Consider the following 21604-nt stretch of genomic DNA (forward strand, 5'->3'; position numbering starts at 1 on the left):
GTTAACTAAATCAACTAATAAACTTGGAGCAATATTTTGAATCTTTAATGTATGAAATGTAGGAGTTAACAAGAAAATTAACTCCTATATTCATGCTTCTACTTTACCATCATCAAAAATTCATCATTTTTAACTACTGTACTCTAACGCCAGAAATAATTGCTGTATAACGGTTCGAGGGTGAAAAAGTTAAACCACGTCCGACTACATCAATTTGACCAGCTATTCGCTGAAAGTTGTTCTGAAATTGAAGTTGCATATAGCCACCATAAATTTGATAGGGTGTGGCCGTAATACCCGGTACAGCAGTAAAGATATTAGAACCAGTAGCAGCTATACGGGAATCAGGCTGAATTGTCACGACTGCAGTACCAGGATTATAGTTAACATACGCTAAATCGAGACTAGCGCGACTACCAACAAGTCTATTATTGGTTGCAAACCAAATAGCTCCTCTATCAGGAGAAGTATAAGGATTACCAGATGCCAAAGCAACCTCGAAAGGATTTACACCGTTTTGTGTAACCCTAGTAACTGTTGGAGATACAACTACAAACCCTGTCCGTTGAAAAGGACGTTGAAGTACATTGCCTCTAATTGTTACTTGATAAACTAGTTGAGCACTAGCACTGCTCATAAAAGCTAATGTGCTAACAACACTAGTTACTAAAAAAGCTGTAAATAATGATAATCGACGAGCGACAACATTAGAGATTTGATCTGGAGTTTTATTGAAAACCTCAGATTGCTTATTTTTGAGCATGGTAGTCATAATTATCTCCTAATTAATGCTAATTTTTGCCCGTTTCAGTACCAACAAAAATGTAACTATTGGCTTGATACATAGAATAAGAAAATAAGTTAAAGTAATACAATGTATATTTAAGTCACCTTGAATTCACAAATAAGAAAAGACAGGTGTCAGATTTTAGTACTTGATATTGCACAAAAATACAATATAATGATAATGATAAATATTATTATGATTGTTGTTATTTAAAAAAAGATAAATTCTACAAACACACTTTTATATTAAAATTGTTTATTTTTAAAAAAGTCTAGATAGAAATAGCCTCGAAATATGCTAATTCTGGGAAGAGAATTAAAATAATTAGTTAGATTGCGATTATAAATACGTTTCCAAGAATTCTCAAAAACATCCTGAAAGATTGTAAAAAAATATACAGTACTAAACAATTGTTTATTCTTTGTGTATTAGGTTAACCATTATTACTACATTTACGTTTAATTAAGAGCATGAGAAAGTTGTTTTTTGAGCCGTTAATTCAATTATCGCTGACGATTTTTCAGTCAAAATAAATACACTCGGAGTTGTGGGTTATTGAGTAACAATATAGTTTTTACCAGGAATAATTTCAGTGTAATGAAGTAGCCATTGGGGAGTTGGAGTTTCTACTTGTTCTATGCGGTCAACTCTGATGCTGTCCCGTTGGTCGAGAACCAATCATGAGACCGATGACCATTTTTCGTTCAAAGTCAACAGGCGGAACAGGAAACTTTTGTTCATTTAAGTTGACATCTAAAAAAGAAAAACCACTCCAAAATTTATCCCATTCTTGCTAATTTCTAAAAGCAACAAGTTTGGGTTCTGGTTGAAACTCTGCTGTGAGAGGATTAGAACCAACATCAATTATTTAAAAGTCAATAGAGCTATTCATGGTATGAATTTTTGCTGTAGAAATATGTTGTGAAGATAGTAAATGAGGAGTGTTGGATTGAGAGAAAAGGCAACTACTACTAAAGGCGATCGCTATTGCCATTGTTAACATTGATGTAATTACTTTCGTTAGAGTACTCATTCCACCACGATCCTAGTAAAGTGAAGCAGTGGTCGAAAATGGACTGCACTTCTATCGCTTTAAAAATTTGATGTACTGTATTTCTAACTATGCTGCACCTCGTCCAATTGCCATTGCGCGTCGCACAGCAGCATCAGCATTAACAAATCCATGACCATAAACTGTATCGTAGCCTCTTGCACCTAAATCAAAAGCTGTTTGCGACAGTATTTGTTTGATTCGGGTAGCAGAAAGATTGCGATTAGCACTCCACACTAAAGATGCGACACCTGCAACATTTGGTGTTGCAGACGAAGTGCCATCAAATCCAAAGTTAGGAGGATTTCTAGTAGGATTGCTAGGATAATTGGGGTTGTTGGGATAATAACCAAATTGTACTCTGCCTAATGCATCACGGAAAGCAAGGGTGCTGATGACTTCAGCAGGTCCCATTAAAGTGAGTCCATTTCCATAATTGGAATAATCAGTACGTTCGCCTGGCGTTTTTAAGTTACCACGTATATCGCGAGTTCCCAAGGAAGCACCTACTGCAATGACATTGGAATACAGTTGCGCTAGTGTAGCAGGATAAGACATACTGCTTTTATTGTCGTTGCCAGATGCTATGACAAAAAGAGCGTTGTTTTGATTATTAGCAATAAGTCGCTCAAACGCCGGATCAAGACCAGTTCTACCGTGAGTATTTAGGAAGCCCAAACTCATATTGACAATTAGCTTTTGCCCCTGGCTATTAGCTTGATTAATCATGGCTTGTGTAGCTTGAAATATATTTTGATCTCCCTGCTCAAGACCAGCACCAGGTATGACATCAATATTAAATACGGGAGAATTCCAGTTAATACCACTCATTCCCACGCCGTTGTTGCTTCTTGCCGCTATAATGCCTTGAACTCCAGTACCGTGAGAGGTAGTTGCTCCATCTGTAAACTCATCGCGGTAGTTATTGCCAAAAATAAGTGTGTTGCGTAACTCAGGATGAATATTACCATTGCCATTCACTCCCAACCCTGAATCTTGAACGCCAATTAGGACATTTGTGGAACCTTTGGTAAAATGCCAGGCGTTGTGTACGCCCATCATGTGCAAATTCCACTGTTGATTAAACAAGGGATCGTTAGGTCTCACAAAGCGGTTAATTGTGCGGTCTGCAAAGCGAATGCGATCAATTCCTTCAAACAGAATTTGATTACCATTGTTAAGTGTAATCGCATCAAATACACGCGCACCGTTTCCAGAGTTATAAACTACGCCACCTCCATTAGCATTAGTAAGATTTAATTTAGCTGTAGTTGAGGAGATATTCGCAAGATTCAGCGTGTCTAATGCTCCACTACCAAAGTCTATATTGCCATTACCAGAGATAACTGTACGATTAAACCCAGATTGCCAAGTAAAAGTATCTGCACCTAAGTTTCCTAACACAGTTCGCACGCCGTTGACAATTGGCGTAGCAGATAAGCTAAGTCGGTAGTTCGTGTTACCTGTGTATTGAAAGACTCTGACGTAATAAGTTCCTGTATTAAGGGTACCATCCATCCATTCCGATGTTGTCCCAGAAGCACCAGAAATTGCCAAGCGCGTACCACTACCGTTGAGTAACTCAACATCAGCATCTGCGGTTAAACCATTTAGAGATAAGTTGAAACTACTGTTGTTCGCTAAGCTGAATCGATAAATATCAGAAACATCGCTATTACCAACAAAATCAGTAAGCGTAAATGGACGATTGAGAGTGCCAAGGTTATAAGCAGTCGCCAAGGTACTTCCAGGATCAGGTGTAACTTGTGGTGTTACCCCATTTGAGAAACTAGAATTGTAAGATGTTCTACTATTTGATAGTGGAGCGTCAAATTCTGGAAGAACGCTTGATTCAAGGACTCTACGTGCCGAATGTAATTTGTCTAAAGATTCGCTAGCACTATTAATAGAAAAATAATCATTATTTTGACGAAGAGAGGTAGATATCATTTTTGTTTTCTCTATAAAAGTGAAAAAAGTTACTTCTGCCTTAGTTAGCTACTCAGAAATCTATTCTTTAACTAATCTCAAATCTGCCGTATTAAACTTAAGATTGTCTTTCTTTTTGCTAACAATCTAAAAGCCATATTATGAATTTGTATAATCTTAAAAATACAGAGAATACACAAGAAAAATATTGCAGTTTTGTGCAAACTTATTTACCAAAGGTAGACATGATAACTGCAAATAAATGCCTGCGACTAAAGTCGGGGCTACTCAAACGAAGTGTGCCTGCACACACTCTAATTAATAGACTTGCGTGTAAATCTGTGGTGATGGACTTTGCTTATCTACCAGCGAATTGATTTACTAAGTATTTCTGCTAGAAGTTTAATATTCTTGACAAAAAAAGCGAATCAAGAATTGTTCTTAAGTGTTACAAACACTCTCGACTTAATAGTAATCGTCCATTTGCTAATCGATAGACTCCTTGTGGTTCAACAATCGGATCGCCTAATTGCCAAGGACGCGAGGATGTATCAGGAATCGACTGTACACTTCCTGTCGGAAATGTAGATCCAGAATCTCTAGGGCGCGATGGTAAGCTACCTGTACCTGTAATGAGGAAAGTTCCTCCTTGTTGAGTGCGGGCAATACAGCTATTAGCAATTAAAGTATCAGTATTGATAAGATTTTCTGGTAAATCTATCAAGCTATTTTGGATAAAACTCACATCAGGAATTTCAACAACTCCAGCTACCGCGCCACTTGCATTGATATCAACGCGGTTGTTACCATCTAGGTTATCTGGATTAGTATTAAATGCCGCAGGTTGAAAGTTTTCGGCAAAGAATACGGGTGTATTCAGCGTAATGTTACCACCTTGTCCATCGCGGGCAAACGCGAGAATATCGCTGTCGTCAAAAGCTAGAATCGAGCTAGCACTAATGGTGATATTACCCCCTCCACCCGCACCACTAGCAACATTGGTACGAATATCGCTGTTACCATGCAGGCGAATATCTCCAGCAACGATATTAATCGCACCCCCAACAGATTGACTTGCAGAAGTCGCAATTTCACCGTTGTCAGCATTGATAGATTCATCAGCACGAATACTAATATTACCTGCGATACCAGTTCCTAAGCTTTGAGCAGAGATTTTAGCGCGATCGCTTACAAATAAATTTCCGGTTGCTAAGCTAATCGTACCGCCATCGCCTGTCGAATCTGCATCTGTACTAGCATATAATCCACTTGCTGCACCTTCGTTATTAACAATATCCCGCCCAAAGCGTTCAAATCTTTCAAAAAAGCTGGGATCGCTACCAGATAGGGTAACATCAGTTGCAGTTAGAGTAATATTTCCGGCTTTACCGCGATCGCGACTTACTGTCAAAACTTGTCCGCCATCTGTCGCGGTAAACGTACTGGTATTAATAGTAATCTGACCGCCATCGCTAGAGTTAAGAGTTTGGGCGTTGACAATCGCACCGTTGCGTACTTGCAAGCTTCCTGTATTGATCGCAATGTTTCCACCCGATCCTATTGCGCCTTTTTCTGTACTCGTGAAGATTCCGCTTGAAAATCCTTCTGTTTGTAAGACTTCTGAAAGATTGAAAGGGCTAGTAATGGGAAGTTGTACTGAACTGACACCAACTAGATCGACAGATTCTGTAGCGTTGATGGTGATATTACCTCCTTTACCTTGTCCGCCTGGAATTTCTCCTTGTTCTCGAAATACCAAAGCTTGTATCTGCGAACCGTTTGTGAGGGAAAGCGATCGCGTCTGAATCTTAACATCACCAGCATTCCCAACTGCGCCTGAAGACACGCTACTTAGGATTCCACTTGCATTATCAAGCGAAACATTGTCAGCTTGTACAAATATACTGCCAGCATTTCCTTGACCGAAAGTATTGGCAACAATTTGCGCACCATCGACTAAAGATAAATCCGTGGTTGTAACACTGATACTGCCAGCATTACCATTTGCCCCAATATTGACAGTACTAAAAATTCCACTACGTTCGCCATTATCAAATCCAGCAATAGTCACAGTATCACGAGCGTTAATTTCTATACTTCCTGCATCGCCTTGTCCAAAAGTTGCGGTAGATATTTGTGTTCCTTCTGTAACAAATAACGATTCAGTTTTGATGTAAATATTGCCACCACTACCATTAGAATCAGGACTGACAAAGTTACCAATTAAACTAAATTCACCTACAGTAACTTGCCCTGTCGCATCTAAGATAATATCTCCTGCTTGAGTATCAACAGAACCTAATTCAGGTTGTATACCTGCTATTAAAGCACCTCCTAAAAGATTGATATCTCGAGCGTTGATTGCAATGCTACCTCCACCTTCTCCCGCTACACTGATTCCTGCTTCATTTGTCAGTAATACATCTGCTCTTGCTACACCAGTAGGAAAACTTAAATCTAAGTTACTACCATTAACAGTTAGCTCAACTTCTCCTGCTTCAGCTAGTCCTCCAATCTCCACTCGACCGCCAGGAACCAATAAAACTCCACCATCAATCGTCACATCTCCACCTAGGAAGATTATGCTGTTACCTAGAGGAAAGTTAAGCAAGCTGGCAGATTGATAAATCGAGGAATTTTCTACAATTTGAGTGAAAAGAAACGCTGAAGGATTAACAGTGAGAAGTGGAACAGTGGTAGCGTTAGAAGTATCGAAAACTCCTCGATCGCCAAACCTAATCGCGTTTGCTGTGCTGGTAACAAATGATCCTTGTATATCTAATATTGCTTCTGAGCCAAATATAATTCCGTTGGGATTAATTAAAAATAAATTTGCGCTGCCTAATACACCAAGAAGTCCTAAGATACTAGAGGGATTTTTACCAGTTACGCGACTTAATATATTCTCAATTCCCTGAGGATTTGCAAAATAAATACTTCTTCCTGCATCTACATTAAATTCTTGGAAACTGTGAAATAGATTGATTCCACGCGTTGCACCTCCTGTAATTAAATCAATAGATGCAGGAGCAATGGAGGTAACAACTGATTTTTCACTTCCTAAGGTTTCATCAGGAACGATTTGTGCTGATGCTGGGGCAAGACAGAAGCTTTTGCTAAAAATTCCTATGAACAATAAAAATTTTATTTGTTTTAGATATACGGCAATTTTATTTGAAAATAGCAGAAAGTGCATAGGTTTGAAGATTTTTTATAAAAACTTAAGATGCTAGTTAATTAAGCACTAGCAATTAATGGTAGATATAATACGAATGCAAAAAAACAGCAAGGAAATTTAATTAGAAATAAAAAATATCCTAACTATATATCAGGCTTTAATACTGGAGATTGACAATGCGACGACACCGCAAAGTTGGTTATTTTTTGTTAATTATGTTTCTGAGTTACTTAACTTGCTTAGGTTGGGGTAATATACCTGTACTAGCTCAAATGCCGTATGCGCATCAATTTGTTCAACAGGGAATAAAGCGCTATCAAGCAGGAGATTATCAAGGGGCGATCGCACCTTGGCAACGGGCACTAATCTTATATCAAAAATCTAAAAACAATCAGCAAGAAGTAGCAATAGTAGCAGAAAATTTAGCCCGAACTTATCAGCAACTCGGTCAAAGTAACCAAGCAATTTCGTATTGGGAACAAGCGATCGCCTACTACCGCCCAATCAATCCGCAACAAACCGGAAGGCTAATGACTGAAAAAGCGCAATCGTACAGCAGCATTGGTCAAAACCGACAAGCGATCGCGCTATTGTGTGGAACAGTACAAAATCAAGAGTGTCTTCCTCAAACAGCGGTGACTATTGCCCGCGCGCACAACGATTTATTAGGAGAAGCCGCAGCCTGGGGAAGTTTAGGCGAAGCTTATCGCATCCGCGGTGATTATTTACAAGCAATTAATTATCTGCAAAACAGCTTAAAAATCGCTGAAGCCATTGCCAATCCACAGTTGCATATATCCGCTTTGAATAGCTTAGGAAATGCTTATAGTAATCTTGCACAAGTAGGCGATCGCCAGGCAAACTCAGCAGAAAAACTTGGCGATCGCGAACAAGCAAATCAACTACGACAACAAGCAGCAAGCAATACTACTAAAGCTTTAGAATATTTTCAAAACAGCCTTCAGTTAGCGCAGCAACAAAGCGATCGCACGCATCAAACGCATGCTTATATTAATTTAATTCCTTTATATTATCGTCAAGCGAACTATACTACCGCCGCGCAAACACATCAACAAGCACTTGCACTTTGGCAACAACTTCCTGACGATCGACACAAGATTTACGCTGCAATTAACCTTGCTAGGCTACAGCAACCCAATATAGATTCACCGCTAGAATGTTTGAATGCACAGGTTCAACCCAAGGCGATCGCGCTACTTGAACAAGCTGCTAGTATTGCCCAAAAAACTCAAGACAATCGTGCATTATCGTTTGCGATCGGAGAACTCGGTCATATTTACGAATGTCGTCAAGACTACGCGCAAGCATTAAAATTAACACAACAAGCACGCTGGGCGGCTGAACAAGACAAAGATAGTCTTTATCTGTGGGAATGGCAAACTGGCAGAATTTATCAAGCCCAACAGCAAAAGACGGCTGCCATTAATGCCTATGAAAAAGCAATTGCAACTATCGAAGCAATTCGCGATGAAATCCTAACAGCTAACCGCGATTTACAATTTGATTTTCGCGATACAGTTGAGCCAATTTATCGCGATTTAATTGCGCTAAAGCTAGATGCTGTTCCGCCTGCTGTTTTATTAGCAGCAACAGATGCAAACAATAAAAATCTGAGTTCTATTCTCTCAACGGCTAATTCACTTAAACTTGCAGAACTGCAAAATTATTTTGGCGATGACTGTGCTTTAAATGTTGTTAATCAGCAAGAAGTAGATATTGGTAGCATAGATAAAAATACTGCAATTTTTAGTTCTATAATTCTAGACAATCAAACAGCAGTTATCGCTAGTTTTCCTAACGGAAATAAAAAAGTTGTTTGGTTAAATCAAGATAGTGAAAGTCTCAGACGAGAAATTAATGAATTTCGTTTAGGACTCGAAAGCTTTTTTGATGAATACGATCCGCAACCGGCGCAGAAAGTTTACGATTGGCTCATTCGTCCTTTTACCGATGAATTGCAACAAGCGCAAATTAATACCCTTGTTTTCATCCAGGACGGAATTTTACGCAGTGTTCCAATGGCAGCATTACATGATGGAAAACAGTTTTTGATTCAAAAATATGCTGTTGCCACCACTCCTGGCTTAAGTTTAACAGAGTTGACAGCTACAAATCCGCAAAATTTGCGCGCACTTGCCTTAGGCTTAACTGAAAGCGTTATCATCGATGGTCAAGAATTTGCCCCTTTACCGCACGTACAACAAGAAATCAGCGAAGTTCAAGAACAATTAAAAGGCACTACACCATTATTAAATGCAGAGTTTAACCGCACGCGCTTGCAACAAGAGTTAAGCAAAACGACTTATCCCATCATTCACATTGCGACTCATGGAGTGTTTGGCAACGCTTCAGAAGCGACGTTTTTGATTACTGGAAATCAAGAGAAACTAACAATTACTGAACTTGATGCATTGATTCGCAGTACGACTAAAACCACTGAACCTATTGAACTTTTAACGTTAACCGCTTGTCAAACTGCAATTGGCGACGATCGCGCTGCATTAGGTTTAGCTGGCGTTGCTGTCCAAGCAGGCGCTAAAAGTGCATTAGCATCGTTATGGTCGATCGAAGATGCCGCAACAGCACAAGTAGCCGCGCAATTTTATCAAAGCTTAACAAATTCTAGAATGAGTAAAGCACAAGCGCTACAAAAAGCTCAATTAGCACTCATTGAAGGCGATAAGTACGCGCATCCGGCTTACTGGGCGCCATATATTCTCATTGGAAATTGGTTGTAATAAATGCAACTTGGTAATGGGTAACTGGTAATTGGCGATCAGTAGCAATTAGCTTTTGTTAGGCTAATCTGATTACCGATTACCTAATTACCTACTCCGCAATAATTATATGCTTTGTTGCCGTTCTAGTTCGATAATGGGTCTGATACGACCACTGTATTCGACTGAATGTGGTTCGTTAGAGTCTTCCAAATTGGCTAGATTTTCTAATAGCTCTAGCTCAAGCCGTTGTGATGCTTTATTTGTCGTAGTAGTTAAAGCTGTACTTAGGGCATCGTACCATAAACCTGCACTGGCGTAGGTATTAACTTTTTGTTGTGGGTTATTCGCTGTTGCCAGTATAGTTGCTAAGTTATTGGGCGTGGCGACAACATCGAGATCTGCACCAGCGACTATCGCGCTAGAAGGGCGATTTGGGTTGCATAAAAGAATCACTTGCCAATTGTATCGTTGTCCAACGACTAAAGGTGGTGTATCAACTGGTAAAGCAAGCGACATAATTCCACGTTGACTTTGTAACTGAATTTTGCGGATGATTGTGCGATCGCCACCTGCTTCGTATCGGTAAAGCCGAAATTCCAGCGGATAAGATTCGGCATCAGGAACAAACCATGCAAAAGTAGGATGCGAGGAAACTGTTTGTCCGGTATGCTTTTGCGGAGCGAGGGCTGTGAGTGTTGTTTGTTGGTCTCTGCGACATCCTCCTGTTCTTGTTACTGTACCAGTTGTCCTACTTGTAGGAGGCTTTTGGTCTTTAGGTGGTACGTATTCAGCAACAACGGCGTTACACAATACGAGAGAATGCACGAGAACACCAATCGTCAGTAATTGAATATTGATGCGTTTGTTTAAAAGTCCAACTGCTTTAGTTAACATTTTAGGTTCTTGAATATTTCAGTTCTACAATATGAAAAAACTTTTTCCACTTCATCGATGCTTTATGCTCAACAGATAGCAGATTTGAGTCAACGAAGTAACCGAAAAATACATATTGATAACTGACATCAACTAAACCAGGACTTTCGAGGACGCCAAGTTAATTCACACACTGTACCCTGAAAAGACGACTGGCGCTGAAATCGACCTCTAAGTTGTCGTGCTAGCTGCATTGCTTGCTTTGTGCCACGACCATCAGAAGATACACTAGGGTTTGAGCCATTATCGGTAATGCGTACAATACATTGCTCTTCTTTTTGCAGACAATCTGTTCTCAGCCGCGTGACTCCTTTGGCGTGTTTCCCAACGTTGCACAAAGCTTCTTCGAGAAACTGACACAAGCTGCGTTTTTGCTCGATACTCAGGTATCGATCGTCAATTGGTTCAAAGTTGGGGATTTTTAGCTTTAGAGTTTTGTAGCAGGGAAAATCGCGTTCCAGCGTTTGGCTGTAAATTTGGTATAAAGTTTCGTGTAACGGCGCATTTAAGTTAATCTCTTTTCCGCTACCAAGGCGTAAACTTTGTTCTTGGGTTTGCACCTCTCTTTCCAGCGATTCGTAGACTTCCCGCAATTCACTGTCAATTTGTGTCAATTTTAAAATGAGTTCATCTTGAGGTATATCTTGGTCGCGGGATTGTTTGATGAGTAATTTGAGGGTTTGCAAAGGTCCGTTGTGGATCGTTGTGTAAGTATGATTAATAGTTAATTGACGCTCATTGAGACGCGATCGCATCGCCCGATTATATTGATAAAAAGCTGTAAGTCCTACCCCGTTAAGAACTAAAATCAGTGCTGTAGGTACAACAGGAACCCATAACCCCCACCACGTCAACAGTGTATAACTCGCGCCTACAAGACAAAGACTGGTTATCCCCACAATGACAAAGTTTTTATATGGTGTCAGTGGTAGCCATGCTAAGATAATACCCGCAATTCCCCAAGTAATAATCCATAAATATTCCCATCCATCTGCCCAAGTCCAAATCAGCGATCGCCCGTCGAGTACCGCACTGATAATTTGACTCACCGCATGGGCTTGAAACTCGACTCCGTAGATTTCTCCATCTGCTGCATGATTGCTGGCGATCGCTGTTACCGGAAAAACGTCTTTAGCGCTGGGGGTCGTCATGCCAATAATAATGATGCGATCGCGTAACCACGTAGGGTCAAAATTCCTACTTTTGACATCACTTAGCGATAGCGTCTGAAATTGAGTTGAACTATTACGATAGTTCAATAAAATTTGCATTCCACCGGCATCTGCTCTTACATATCCACCAGAATGGGGATGTATCTGTGGTAGTTCTACACTACCAAACCGCATTGTTCTAACATCGCGAATACCATTTTCTAAACTTATTCCCTCAGCAGCTAAATAAGCTGTTGCTAAACGTAGCGTTAAGGAGTGTTTATATTGAGAATTTTGAGGGACTGGCGTTCCCAGCAAGCTACGCCGCAGACGCCCATCACGATCCTTTATTCCATCGATAAAGCCAATTTGCGCACTAGCGACGTTTGGTGGTGGTGCAATGGGATCTGGTAGTACTTTCTCAACAACAAACAGATTTTTACTGTTCGCAAATACATCAGCGAGTTCCTGATGACCAGGTTCAACAGCGTGGTCTCTAACAATATCTAGACCAATTGCTCTCGGTTGATACTCTTGTAGTGTATTTATTAATAAAGCAAGTTCGCGGTCGGGAACGGGGTAAGCTTTAAGACTTTGGATATCCGCTTCGTTAATACCAATGATTGTGATTCGCTCATCCACTGGTTCGATAGGACGCCAACCCAGAAAACTGTCAAAAACTAACCACTCGTAATACTGAAGTAACCCAATTAAACGTAAAACAACAATAACTCCCAAAAGTGTGAATCCTGGCAATACACCAATACGCCAGCAAGCATACTTAGCATGAATTCTTTGCCAAACGCTGCGTTTCACTGACTTTACCTTTTCAAAAGCTTTGAGGAGGTAAGCAATCTACTTACTCCACGTATTTAGTTACTAACTAATTACTGAATGCTTGTTAGTCAATTAATCCTACTTCTCTGGCACGTCTTTCGGTTTGAATGCGAATATTTCTCTTGCCTTCATCAGGATATACTTCCAGCACATCCTGAACTTTTGTCCAGTAGTGGCGCACAGTACGAGCCGATACTAGCATTCGTTTGGCAATTTCCTGGTCTTGTAATTCTTCTTCAAAGGCAAGTTGCAACAGCGTCAGCCAGTCTTGCTTAATTTCTAACCCACTGTGCATCGTTTTTAAATCTTTTGTATAAGTCAATCCTTGTAAAGCCCAGTCAATTCGCTTCAACATCTCTTTTGTAGAAAGACTTTTATCTGCTACGGTAAAGCCCCCCTGATGCGCATCAATTGTGGGTTTAATGCGTACTAATGCTTTGATGTAACTACTTTGGACTGTAAAATTAAGCGTAGGGTATTGCTGCATCAAAGTTTTGAGGAGTTGAATACCTACATCTGATTTATCATGTTCTCCCACCTTATCTGGAATCGAAAGATCCATCACAACAAGGTCGGGTTTAAAACTGGGTAATTGTTCTAGCAATTGTTGTGCTGTTTGCGCTGTACGAATGTCTGCCTCTGGATAGTGCTGTTTTAGCGCATAAATTGTTCCGTAAAGAACAGTTTCGTGGTCATCAAGAACCAGAATTTTTTGTTTTTGCTGTAGTAGATTGCTCGTCATATTATGAATTCCTTGTCAGCGATCGCCAGCGAAAATCTAACGTTTCAGTTAACTTTGTTTTTCGATAGAAGCACTGTCCTGATGTGAGGAATCTAAAGGTTCGTCTGAGATATTTCAGTTCCGGTGACTGCGAACACAGTGAAAGGGACTGAGCATCAGGGTAAGAAATTTTAACAACTAGCTCGTTGAGTTCGTATTGTAGTGGAATTAAACTAATTTCTATGGAATATTTTGTTAAATTTTTGACCGATAAGATTCTCAGTAGTTCATCCAAAATCTGTAACACAAAGACACTTCGGCTAGGAAGTTCGTCCCGCCACAGTTTTGGCAGTTGTGTTTTGATATTTAGCTGAGAGTTTTTAGCTTGCCATGATTCGATAAGAAATTCAATCGCCAAAGGAAGGCTGTGTTCTACATACGGAGGCGCAAGGCGATCGCCCAAATTTGCTAAAGAATGATGCAGAAATTCAACGCTGTGTATCCACTCGTGTCCAGCAAACGTTTCTGGTTTCTCTGCAATTGAGCGCTCGATACTCCGACGCATACAGCACGATTCTTGTAGTAAGCTATTTCTAATTCGCTCCGCTTCATCAGCTAGCTTCAGCGATTGACCGTAAGACCACCATTGCAATGCTTTTTGAGTTCTTAAGTAAGATGTAACGCACCACAGGATACTGATAAAATAAACAAGTAAAACGATATCTTGCTCAATAAAAGTCACAATTGATACAACACTCTAGAAAGGAAACATACAAAAGTCGTAAGATGCCATTTTTTATCTTCTACAGACAAATGATTCGTAGATGACTGATGCATCCTTCTAAAGTAATTGAGCAAAGCTCATATATGCACCGATGGAAAGTGCCAACGTGCATTCATTAATGAGACAACTTAATTGCCTAAATTTGCTGTAACCATTGCACAAAAGTGCAAACTAAGCGCATAAATCTCTTTATTCTATAGCAGTGAGTTTATCTATTCTGATTACCAATATCACGAAGACGATCGCGAATACCTGCAAGTTGTGCTTGAGAATCTACAGGCGATCGCGGCGCAGGAAGTTCAGTATTAGGCCACATTGGTAAATCATTGCACGGACATGACAACGAAGGAACTCCGATGCTAGGAACTGGAACAGGCATACTGCAACGCGCGCAGGAATTCATTTCCCAAGCGGGAGAAAGCAATTGAGCAATCGAATGTTCTGTACCCTCTAAGTAGCATTCACTTAAGTTGGACGATCGTAATTGCTGCCAGCAATTTTCAAAATCTTGGCTGTAGCGATCGCCTTGAATAACTAGTTTCGGCTTGATTGCTTGCTGACCGTTGTTGAGTGTAACTTTTTTACCAAGTTGAAACCAGTAGGCAAGGTATTGTCGTACTTCTTGTTCTGATGCCATGACAAAAGTAGGGGCGAGGGATTGTATTAATACACCGATTTATTACTTAATGGTGACAAATTACTAAGATAGATGACTAGGAAGAAAAGATTAACTTGCTTGTTGTCAAAGCATTCCTCAATGTTTGTACGGTGGTAGAGGAGAACCTAGGGCAGTAAGGTTGAGGACGTAGCCGCCAGTGACTAAGTAAACAACATCGGCGATCGCGGCGATTTGGCGCACTAAATTACCCAAGCGATCGCGAAAAAGTCTCCCAAGGGGATAAGCTGGGACGATACCCCACCCTGTTTCTTCTGCGACAAGAATGATATCCTTCTCGACGGAGCTTAAAGCTGAGCAGAAGTTTTGCAGGATATTCTCCCAGTTGTTGTTGTCTTCCTCAAGTAAATTCGCAACCCAAGTACCCAACGAATCAATCAGCAAACAATCATTTTGCGGTGCGGTAATTGCATCCACTAATTGTACTGGAACTTCCCATGTTACCCAAGTTTCCGGACGGCGCTGGCGGTGTAGGGTAATCCGAGACAGCCATTCAGCATCATTAGCGTCAACGATTGCAGTGGCTATATAAACCACTGATTTACCCGTTTGTGTCGCCAGAGTTTCCGCCCATTCACTTTTACCCGATTTAGCAGGTCCTGTTACTAGAATAACTTTGCTCAACGCGGTAGTCCTTGATAGTGAACTCAGACTTTAAAAGCTACGATTTGATTTTAGGTCTGAAAGGATATCAACGCTTGCCGTCATTTTTGGTGTTATTTGCTTCTAACCGATAAAATGACCACCAGTATGATTGCTAGAAATGCGATACTCAGAAGAGATTTCTTGACAATCGCATGGCGCGAATCGAAGATAAATTAGCTGCTGATTCCTCGGATGGAGACTATGAAGCCAAAACTACAAAAGTTAGAGCCAAACCGACACCACGCAAAAATTATCAGCATTTCCTCTTTGTCTCAGGATGACGCTTCTAGAGATCGCAGCTATTCTTTTAAAATTCACGGCGATCGCACTTCTGCAGACGCGACGCAATCCGATCCAGAGGAAGCTTACAAAGAACCGCAGTTGCCTGAGTTTACTACCAGCAAGCGCGATCGAAAAACAAGCAATTCAACTTATAAGCGATTCTTACCCAAACCACGAATGGATGTGGCGACGTGCAAAGAACAAATTAAGCAGGTTGTACAACAAATTAAAGATCTCTATCACGAAGGACCAATTGTAGATGGGTGGCTTGAGTCTCGCTACCAATCTTCACCACACGAAGTGACCACTGTCAACTACGTGAAAGCAACTTACAAGTTCGATCAAAATGAAATTACCTGCGAAGCGCCGCGCCCTGATTACTACCTTTGTGGCGTAGATGAGGTTGGTCAAAAATGGTCTTATCCTTGTCCTATGGAACAATTGCCTAGTGTAAGTATTGCAATCGCCCGTTACCAAAAATTGCAGTATCTATTAGCACGCAAGCGCTCTTTAGAAGCTTTTTTAAATCGACTTCAAGAACGCGAAAAGAAAATTAAAAATTAGCTATAGCCTTAATTCAAACCTCGTGCATCGAATATGTTTACTCATTCATATTGCGATATGTTGCTACTGCTGAAGGTGAAATTCGATTTAAGTAGCGGAAGATCCAATATTTGAAAACTGCGTCTAGAATTACGGGAAATGTCGCGATAAATAAGAAAATAAAATCGCGGTTTTCTGGTAAACCAAAATGGCGCGATACTGTTCCTAGTAGGACTTCCCAACCGTGCGTTGAGTGGAATCCTACAAATATATCAGTAAATAGAATAATAATAAAGGCTTTGGCACTATCACTCAATCCATAAACAATATTATCCATAAATTCTTTGAGAACTTCAAGCTCTTTTCTGCTGGTAACAATTAACCAGGTAAACGCTCCGACGGACAATAAATCAGCAAAGACATTTTTGATAGCATTCGCGCTTTCATAACGAAAATGTTCAACAATTTCTCGCACTTTTGCTTGCATTTGTTGCTCTATCTGTTCTGGCGAAAGTACAGCGTCTTCATGTAAAAGATTTCTAAATTTTAGTTGTTCCTCAAACCTTTGCATTTCTATTAATGCTCTCTCTTCCATTTCAGAATTAAGAAAGATAACAGTTTCCTGGGAGGTACGTAAATGATCGATAATGGGACTAATAATTAAGTTTTTTGATATTTGTTGCGTGAGAAAAGGAACTATAATTAATAAAAGAATGAGTCTTATCGAAATGAATGTCCTTCTTTGAGAGCGGCGAAAATTTTTGACAACTTCGTCTTCGGCTTTAGGGTCTAATTCAACTTTAAGACGGTTAATAGTACTGAGAATAGAACGCGGCAAGACGCTTGTAGTTTCTGCTTTTGTTTTCGGTCTTTTATGAGTGCTAACATTCTTAACTACTGCATTAGGAGCAAGCTGCGGTTCTGCACCTGTAGTTTCAGAATGAATAATAGGAGCTTCACTAGGTACAACAACATTGTTAGGATTTGCAATGGCGTCGGCGTCATACTTAGCAAGAATTTCATCAATAAACCTGAGTTTTTCTAAAATTCGCGATTGCTGATTTCTTTTTTGGATGGCAAAAGAATCTTTATCGGCAAATGTCCCATCATTTTTAGTAATTTTCGTAATGTTTTGATAATCAGGATTGATCCAAGAACGACTTGCCCTAAATTCTGTAAGGCGCATTCGGATAGTTTTTAAATGTTTTTTAAGCTCCGATTGAAAATAAGCGATCGCACTGCTTCCATAATTCGGATTTGGTGCTATCTTTTGACCATTAAAATGTTCGTCTTCCATTGCCTTAATGAGTAAGGCTGCTTTGTAGGCTTCTTCTAAGGAGCGCTCTGGTGTATCTAAATACCACTGCTGTGCTTTGACCAAGAACGAGTAAATTTGTTGCGGAATGGACCTTTTCATGGCAGGCAATTATCCAGCCTTGTATAGTAATTTTTATCAGTCAATCAGTGTACGAGGTATCTTAACAAATCTCCGAGGTAAGAGTTAGTGCTTTCAGATTCTGTTTGGATAGAGGGTTCGAGTCGTAGCGGAAAAACGGCGCGTTTGGTAACGCAGTTTTGTCGATGGGTAGAAAACAATACAAATGAGCAAAAACAAAATAATTCGCGTCAGCAACCGCGTCAATTACCAAAACCGCAAAAATACTTAAATAATCAACAAGCCGAGCTAGCCGTGTTATGTTTAGCAGCAAATGACGATAATCGGCGGGAATTGGTGGAAAGAATCGTTGCTGTCACCGCAGGAAAATATCCCGTACGCGCTAAAACGCCGCTGGGTTTTTTTCAAGATGAGGTAATGTTATTTTGGCCGTTGCTGATTCAGATCCTCAACTTGAGGGCGCAGTTTCCCGTACGGTTGCGCCCAGAAACCGAACAAGAACTCGCAACACGCTTGTGGCGATCGCACCTCGATAGCGAAACCATCCGTCGCACTGGCGTGAATGAGTATCGGTTAATTCGTCGGATTCTAGATATTTTACAACTCGCAGCTTACAGCGGAACGCCAATTTCAGAAATCGCACCGTTACTAGAACGCGGTTTGAGTGCAAACGCAGAAGTCACAACAACAGGAATCGTCGAAACGCCTTTACTAGAAGCAATGCTACTGCAATGGCGCAATTGGTGCTTAGAACGCGGATTGCTGACCTATGGCATCATTACTGACCTCTATTATCAGTATCTGTTACACGATAGCAACTATCAACAACATCTTCTACGCCGTTATCAAGCGGTACTCGCGGATGATGTCGATGAATACCCAGGAGTAATGCGCGATGTGTTCGACTTTTTGCTCGATCGCAAAGTTATAGGCACGTTTACGTATAATCCTAATGGCGGAGTCCGTTTAGGATTAGGTGCAGATCCAGAATATATCGCAGGGTTACGCGATCGCTGTCGTGTCGAATTTTTACCGCAGCCACTTTCAAATTGCGTTGTCAACGCCTTATCGCTACCCGTTACCGAATTACTCGATAACACGACCACAGTCTTGTCGCTACCAAACTTTCAGTCAATTCAAACAACCTCTAGAAGAGATTTATTACGAGAAACATCCGAGATTATTACCCAAGCAGTACGATCGGGACAAATTCAACCACAAGAAATCGCGGTGATTGCACCAGGTTTAGATGCGATCGCGCGGTACACGCTCGTAGAATTGTTGACAAAGCAAGGAATTCCCGTCGCCCCGCTCAACGACCAACGTCCGCTTGTCAGTTATCCAATGATTCGAGCTTTACTGACGTTATTGAGCTTTGTCTATCCTGGTTTAGGACGCTTAGTAGATCGCAACGCGGTAGCTGAGATGCTGGTGGTGCTGAGTAGACATCGACAAGAGACATCGCTTGTTCCCAATATTGACTTAGTCCGCGCGGGGCTCATCGCCGATCATTGCTATGAACCGCATCCCGAACAACCGAATTTATTACCCGTAACCGCCTACGATCGCTGGGATCGCCTAGGATACGCCGCAACAACGGCTTACGCAGAAATTGTGCAATGGATCGAATTACAGCGATCGCAACAACAACAGCGATTGCTTCCTAGTCCAATTTCACTATTAGACCGAGCAATTCAGCGGTTTTTGTGGAATGGTAGTAATTTACCCTACGAACAATTAGCCGCGCTGCGCGAACTATTAGAAACTGCACAACACTACTGGGAAGTTGACACTCGATTCCGACAAAGTGAAGCGATTGAGACGCCAGCACAGGGAGCGATCGCGCAATTTGTGCAACTGCTGCAAAGTGGTACGATTACCGCTAATCCCTATCCCGTACGCCCAATTGGTCCAATGAGTCGAGCTGTTACTTTAGCAACGATCTTCCAATACCGTTCGAGTAGAAAATGTCATCGCTGGCAATTTTGGCTGGATGCGGGTTCGCCGCTGTGGTTGAGTGGGGGTGCGGCGACATTATTCAGCGCCCCGTTGTTTCTTCACGATCGCTACGCGCGCGGTTGGACAGCGGAAGATACGCTCACTGCTGATTGGCAAAGATTACACCGCATTTTGCAAGATTTACTCTCTAGAGTAGAAGAGAAAGTTTATTTATGTCACAGCGATTTAGCCGTAAACGGACAAGAACAAGATGGTCCTTTGCTAGCATTAGTCAATGCTGCTACACCAATCAACGTTAAAGATTACACCCTCATCTAGCTTGACGCTTTCACGGAGTCTGATGAATCAACTAGGTAAAAATATTAATGCTGAATTAGTTGCCGCGTTGTTAATTCACTACAGCTTTGATTTAGGGGGCTATACAAGCAGTGAATTAATCGCTCAATGGTTCGCCAATTACCCTGAAAGATGGGTGCGTGCTGCGGTGATTGAAGCTTTGTATCGCGGGCGTTACAAAGCAGTTTCTATCGATCAAATTTTAACTGTGTGGCAGCGTCGAGGTGATGCGCTGCATCATTTTAACCACGAATTCGAGCGCCTTGTGTGTGCTGACTTACCAGAAACACTCATCAAACAACTCGAATCCGCAGCAGATAAAACAGCCTGCGATGACAAGACGCATTGTGTGGCTGAAGCATCTCCCAGTGAAAAGCGATTTTCTGTCACTGTAGTAGATTCTGCTGTAATTCCTCCTACAAGTAGCGCTAATAATAAGGTGCGATCGCACCAGCGTACTGACTACTCGCCGATTGTACGATTCACTCCCCCAGAAACGACTACCTCAGACTTTTACGCAAAGCTGAAAGCGATTTCTCGCAGTACCAAAAAGCAATCGGAATCTGAGCAATTGTAAATGCCCATAACTAAATATCAACTATAGCGATACAAGGAAAAGTGTTGTGTAACACACACACAGCAGTTGAAGGGACGCTGAGGATGTGGTAGAAGCAATTCTATCACCAAAGGTAGCTTTGCCCGTCAATTTTGTTTGGGTAGCCTTGAAACAGTTAGAGATTATATTTGTTGTTGCATCCATCTGCGCGTACCAAAAGACTCGCAAGCAGCAGCAGCAACACGCGCAGCAGCAGCTAAGGCTTCAGCAAAGCTAGTTTGCAAAATGTAATGACAAAAAGCCCCGTGAAAGATATCACCAGCTCCTAGGGTGTCAACAGCTTTGATTTTGGGAACTGCGATAGTATTACACTGACCATTCGCTTGATATTGAATGGGGTTTTCTCCTTGAGTGATGGCAATGTGAGGAATACCAATAGCGCTAAGATAGGCAAATACTTCAGTTGTGTTTTTGCAGCCTGGTGGATGAAAATTTGCCGAACATACTGCATAATCGACAAAAGGCAAGACAGTTTCAAATCCAGGTTTCCAACTTCCACCATCAATCACAACAGGGATATGATTCGCTTTGGCTTGTTGGGCGATCGCGCATCCAATTACCATTTGATGTCCGTCAATTAAGACAATATCTACTCCTTGTAAAATGTCTTGAGGAATGCGATCGCGCGTGACCTGAGTTTTTACCGCGTTGATGGAAACAACTGCCCTTTCTCCTGTTGCTTCCGTGACAATAATCGAGGATACTGGCGGCGGTTCTACTTGTGTGGGATTTAAGTCTTCCACTGTAACTTGGTAAGTCTCTAAATCTGCCACAATTGAGTTGCAAAGTGGATGCGAACCTATAACACCTATTAGTTTTGCTTGATGCCAATAACTAAACGCAACCGCAGCATTTGTTGCAGGACCACCAGCCGCCACAGTGTAATCAATTGCTACTATTTTTTGATTATTGCGCGGAACAGATTTTGCTAGATAGATGAAATCGAGCGTTATTAATCCAACAAACAGTCCTACTTGAGATTTCTGACGCATTTTTAAACCACAAAGGCGCGAAGCGCGCGAAGAAAGTCAATAGCAAC

General features: G+C 41.1%; 15 protein-coding genes. 4 read left to right on the forward strand and 11 right to left on the reverse strand.

Annotated elements, in window-relative coordinates; all coding sequences use genetic code 11:
• Positions 1–133: 133 nt before the first annotated feature.
• The 3 genes from B1A85_RS05305 to B1A85_RS05315 all read right to left on the reverse strand — a co-directional run bounded on the left by B1A85_RS05305 (position 134) and on the right by B1A85_RS05315 (position 6903).
• Entirely contained in the window at positions 134–772 is a 639-nt protein-coding gene (locus B1A85_RS05305; RefSeq protein ID WP_146087136.1) for a hypothetical protein, read from the reverse strand.
• Between the two features lie 1135 nt (positions 773–1907).
• Complete coding sequence (locus B1A85_RS05310; protein ID WP_104545838.1) at positions 1908–3788, reverse strand: S8 family serine peptidase; 1881 nt, start codon at positions 3786–3788, stop codon at positions 1908–1910.
• Positions 3789–4215: 427 nt separating this feature from the next.
• Positions 4216–6903 (reverse strand): filamentous hemagglutinin N-terminal domain-containing protein, encoded by a 2688-nt coding sequence (locus B1A85_RS05315; RefSeq protein ID WP_168192349.1) that lies wholly within the window; start codon positions 6901–6903, stop codon positions 4216–4218.
• Positions 6904–7121: 218 nt separating this feature from the next.
• Here B1A85_RS05315 and B1A85_RS05320 point away from each other — a divergent pair, with 218 nt between their 5' ends.
• Positions 7122–9704 carry a CHAT domain-containing protein gene (locus tag B1A85_RS05320; protein ID WP_104545840.1) on the forward strand — a complete coding sequence of 861 codons (2583 nt, stop codon included), beginning with the start codon at positions 7122–7124 and terminating at the stop codon, positions 9702–9704.
• A 105-nt stretch (positions 9705–9809) separates the two neighbouring features.
• Here the strand turns inward: B1A85_RS05320 and B1A85_RS05325 are convergent, their stop codons facing one another.
• The 6 genes from B1A85_RS05325 to cobU all read right to left on the reverse strand — a co-directional run bounded on the left by B1A85_RS05325 (position 9810) and on the right by cobU (position 15412).
• Positions 9810–10580, reverse strand: coding sequence for a DUF928 domain-containing protein (locus tag B1A85_RS05325; protein ID WP_104545841.1), 771 nt, complete (start codon positions 10578–10580; stop codon positions 9810–9812).
• A gap of 128 nt (positions 10581–10708) precedes the next feature.
• Positions 10709–12586 (reverse strand): CHASE2 domain-containing protein, encoded by a 1878-nt coding sequence (locus tag B1A85_RS05330; protein ID WP_104545842.1) that lies wholly within the window; start codon positions 12584–12586, stop codon positions 10709–10711.
• An 85-nt stretch (positions 12587–12671) separates the two neighbouring features.
• Positions 12672–13349, reverse strand: a complete 678-nt coding sequence (locus B1A85_RS05335; RefSeq protein ID WP_104545843.1) for a response regulator — start codon at positions 13347–13349, stop codon at positions 12672–12674.
• 1 nt (position 13350) lies between these two features.
• On the reverse strand, positions 13351–14070 hold the full coding sequence (locus B1A85_RS05340; RefSeq protein WP_104545844.1) for a hypothetical protein: 720 nt from the start codon (positions 14068–14070) through the stop codon (positions 13351–13353).
• Between the two features lie 250 nt (positions 14071–14320).
• Positions 14321–14749: a hypothetical protein gene (locus tag B1A85_RS05345; RefSeq protein WP_104545845.1), complete on the reverse strand. Its 429-nt coding sequence runs from the start codon at positions 14747–14749 to the stop codon at positions 14321–14323.
• Positions 14750–14866: 117 nt separating this feature from the next.
• Complete coding sequence (gene cobU / locus B1A85_RS05350) at positions 14867–15412, reverse strand: bifunctional adenosylcobinamide kinase/adenosylcobinamide-phosphate guanylyltransferase (protein WP_104545846.1); 546 nt, start codon at positions 15410–15412, stop codon at positions 14867–14869.
• Between the two features lie 222 nt (positions 15413–15634).
• Between cobU and B1A85_RS05355 the strand changes: the two genes are divergently transcribed.
• Positions 15635–16279 carry a hypothetical protein gene (locus B1A85_RS05355; protein ID WP_104545847.1) on the forward strand — a complete coding sequence of 215 codons (645 nt, stop codon included), beginning with the start codon at positions 15635–15637 and terminating at the stop codon, positions 16277–16279.
• 37 nt (positions 16280–16316) lie between these two features.
• Here the strand turns inward: B1A85_RS05355 and B1A85_RS05360 are convergent, their stop codons facing one another.
• On the reverse strand, positions 16317–17684 hold the full coding sequence (locus B1A85_RS05360; RefSeq protein WP_371681620.1) for a proton extrusion protein PcxA: 1368 nt from the start codon (positions 17682–17684) through the stop codon (positions 16317–16319).
• A 78-nt stretch (positions 17685–17762) separates the two neighbouring features.
• Here B1A85_RS05360 and B1A85_RS05365 point away from each other — a divergent pair, with 78 nt between their 5' ends.
• Together B1A85_RS05365 and B1A85_RS05370 are read left to right on the forward strand one after the other, a co-directional pair.
• On the forward strand, positions 17763–19931 hold the full coding sequence (locus tag B1A85_RS05365; RefSeq protein WP_104545849.1) for a hypothetical protein: 2169 nt from the start codon (positions 17763–17765) through the stop codon (positions 19929–19931).
• 22 nt (positions 19932–19953) lie between these two features.
• Complete coding sequence (locus tag B1A85_RS05370; RefSeq protein ID WP_104545850.1) at positions 19954–20526, forward strand: hypothetical protein; 573 nt, start codon at positions 19954–19956, stop codon at positions 20524–20526.
• A gap of 161 nt (positions 20527–20687) precedes the next feature.
• Here B1A85_RS05370 and B1A85_RS05375 read toward each other — a convergent pair whose 3' ends face one another.
• A complete protein-coding gene (locus B1A85_RS05375) occupies positions 20688–21557 on the reverse strand; it encodes a sugar kinase (protein WP_104545851.1) in 870 nt (289 codons plus the stop codon).
• Positions 21558–21604: the final 47 nt, after the last annotated feature.

The organism is Chroococcidiopsis sp. TS-821 (assembly GCF_002939305.1).
Lineage (GTDB): Bacteria > Cyanobacteriota > Cyanobacteriia > Cyanobacteriales > Chroococcidiopsidaceae > Chroogloeocystis.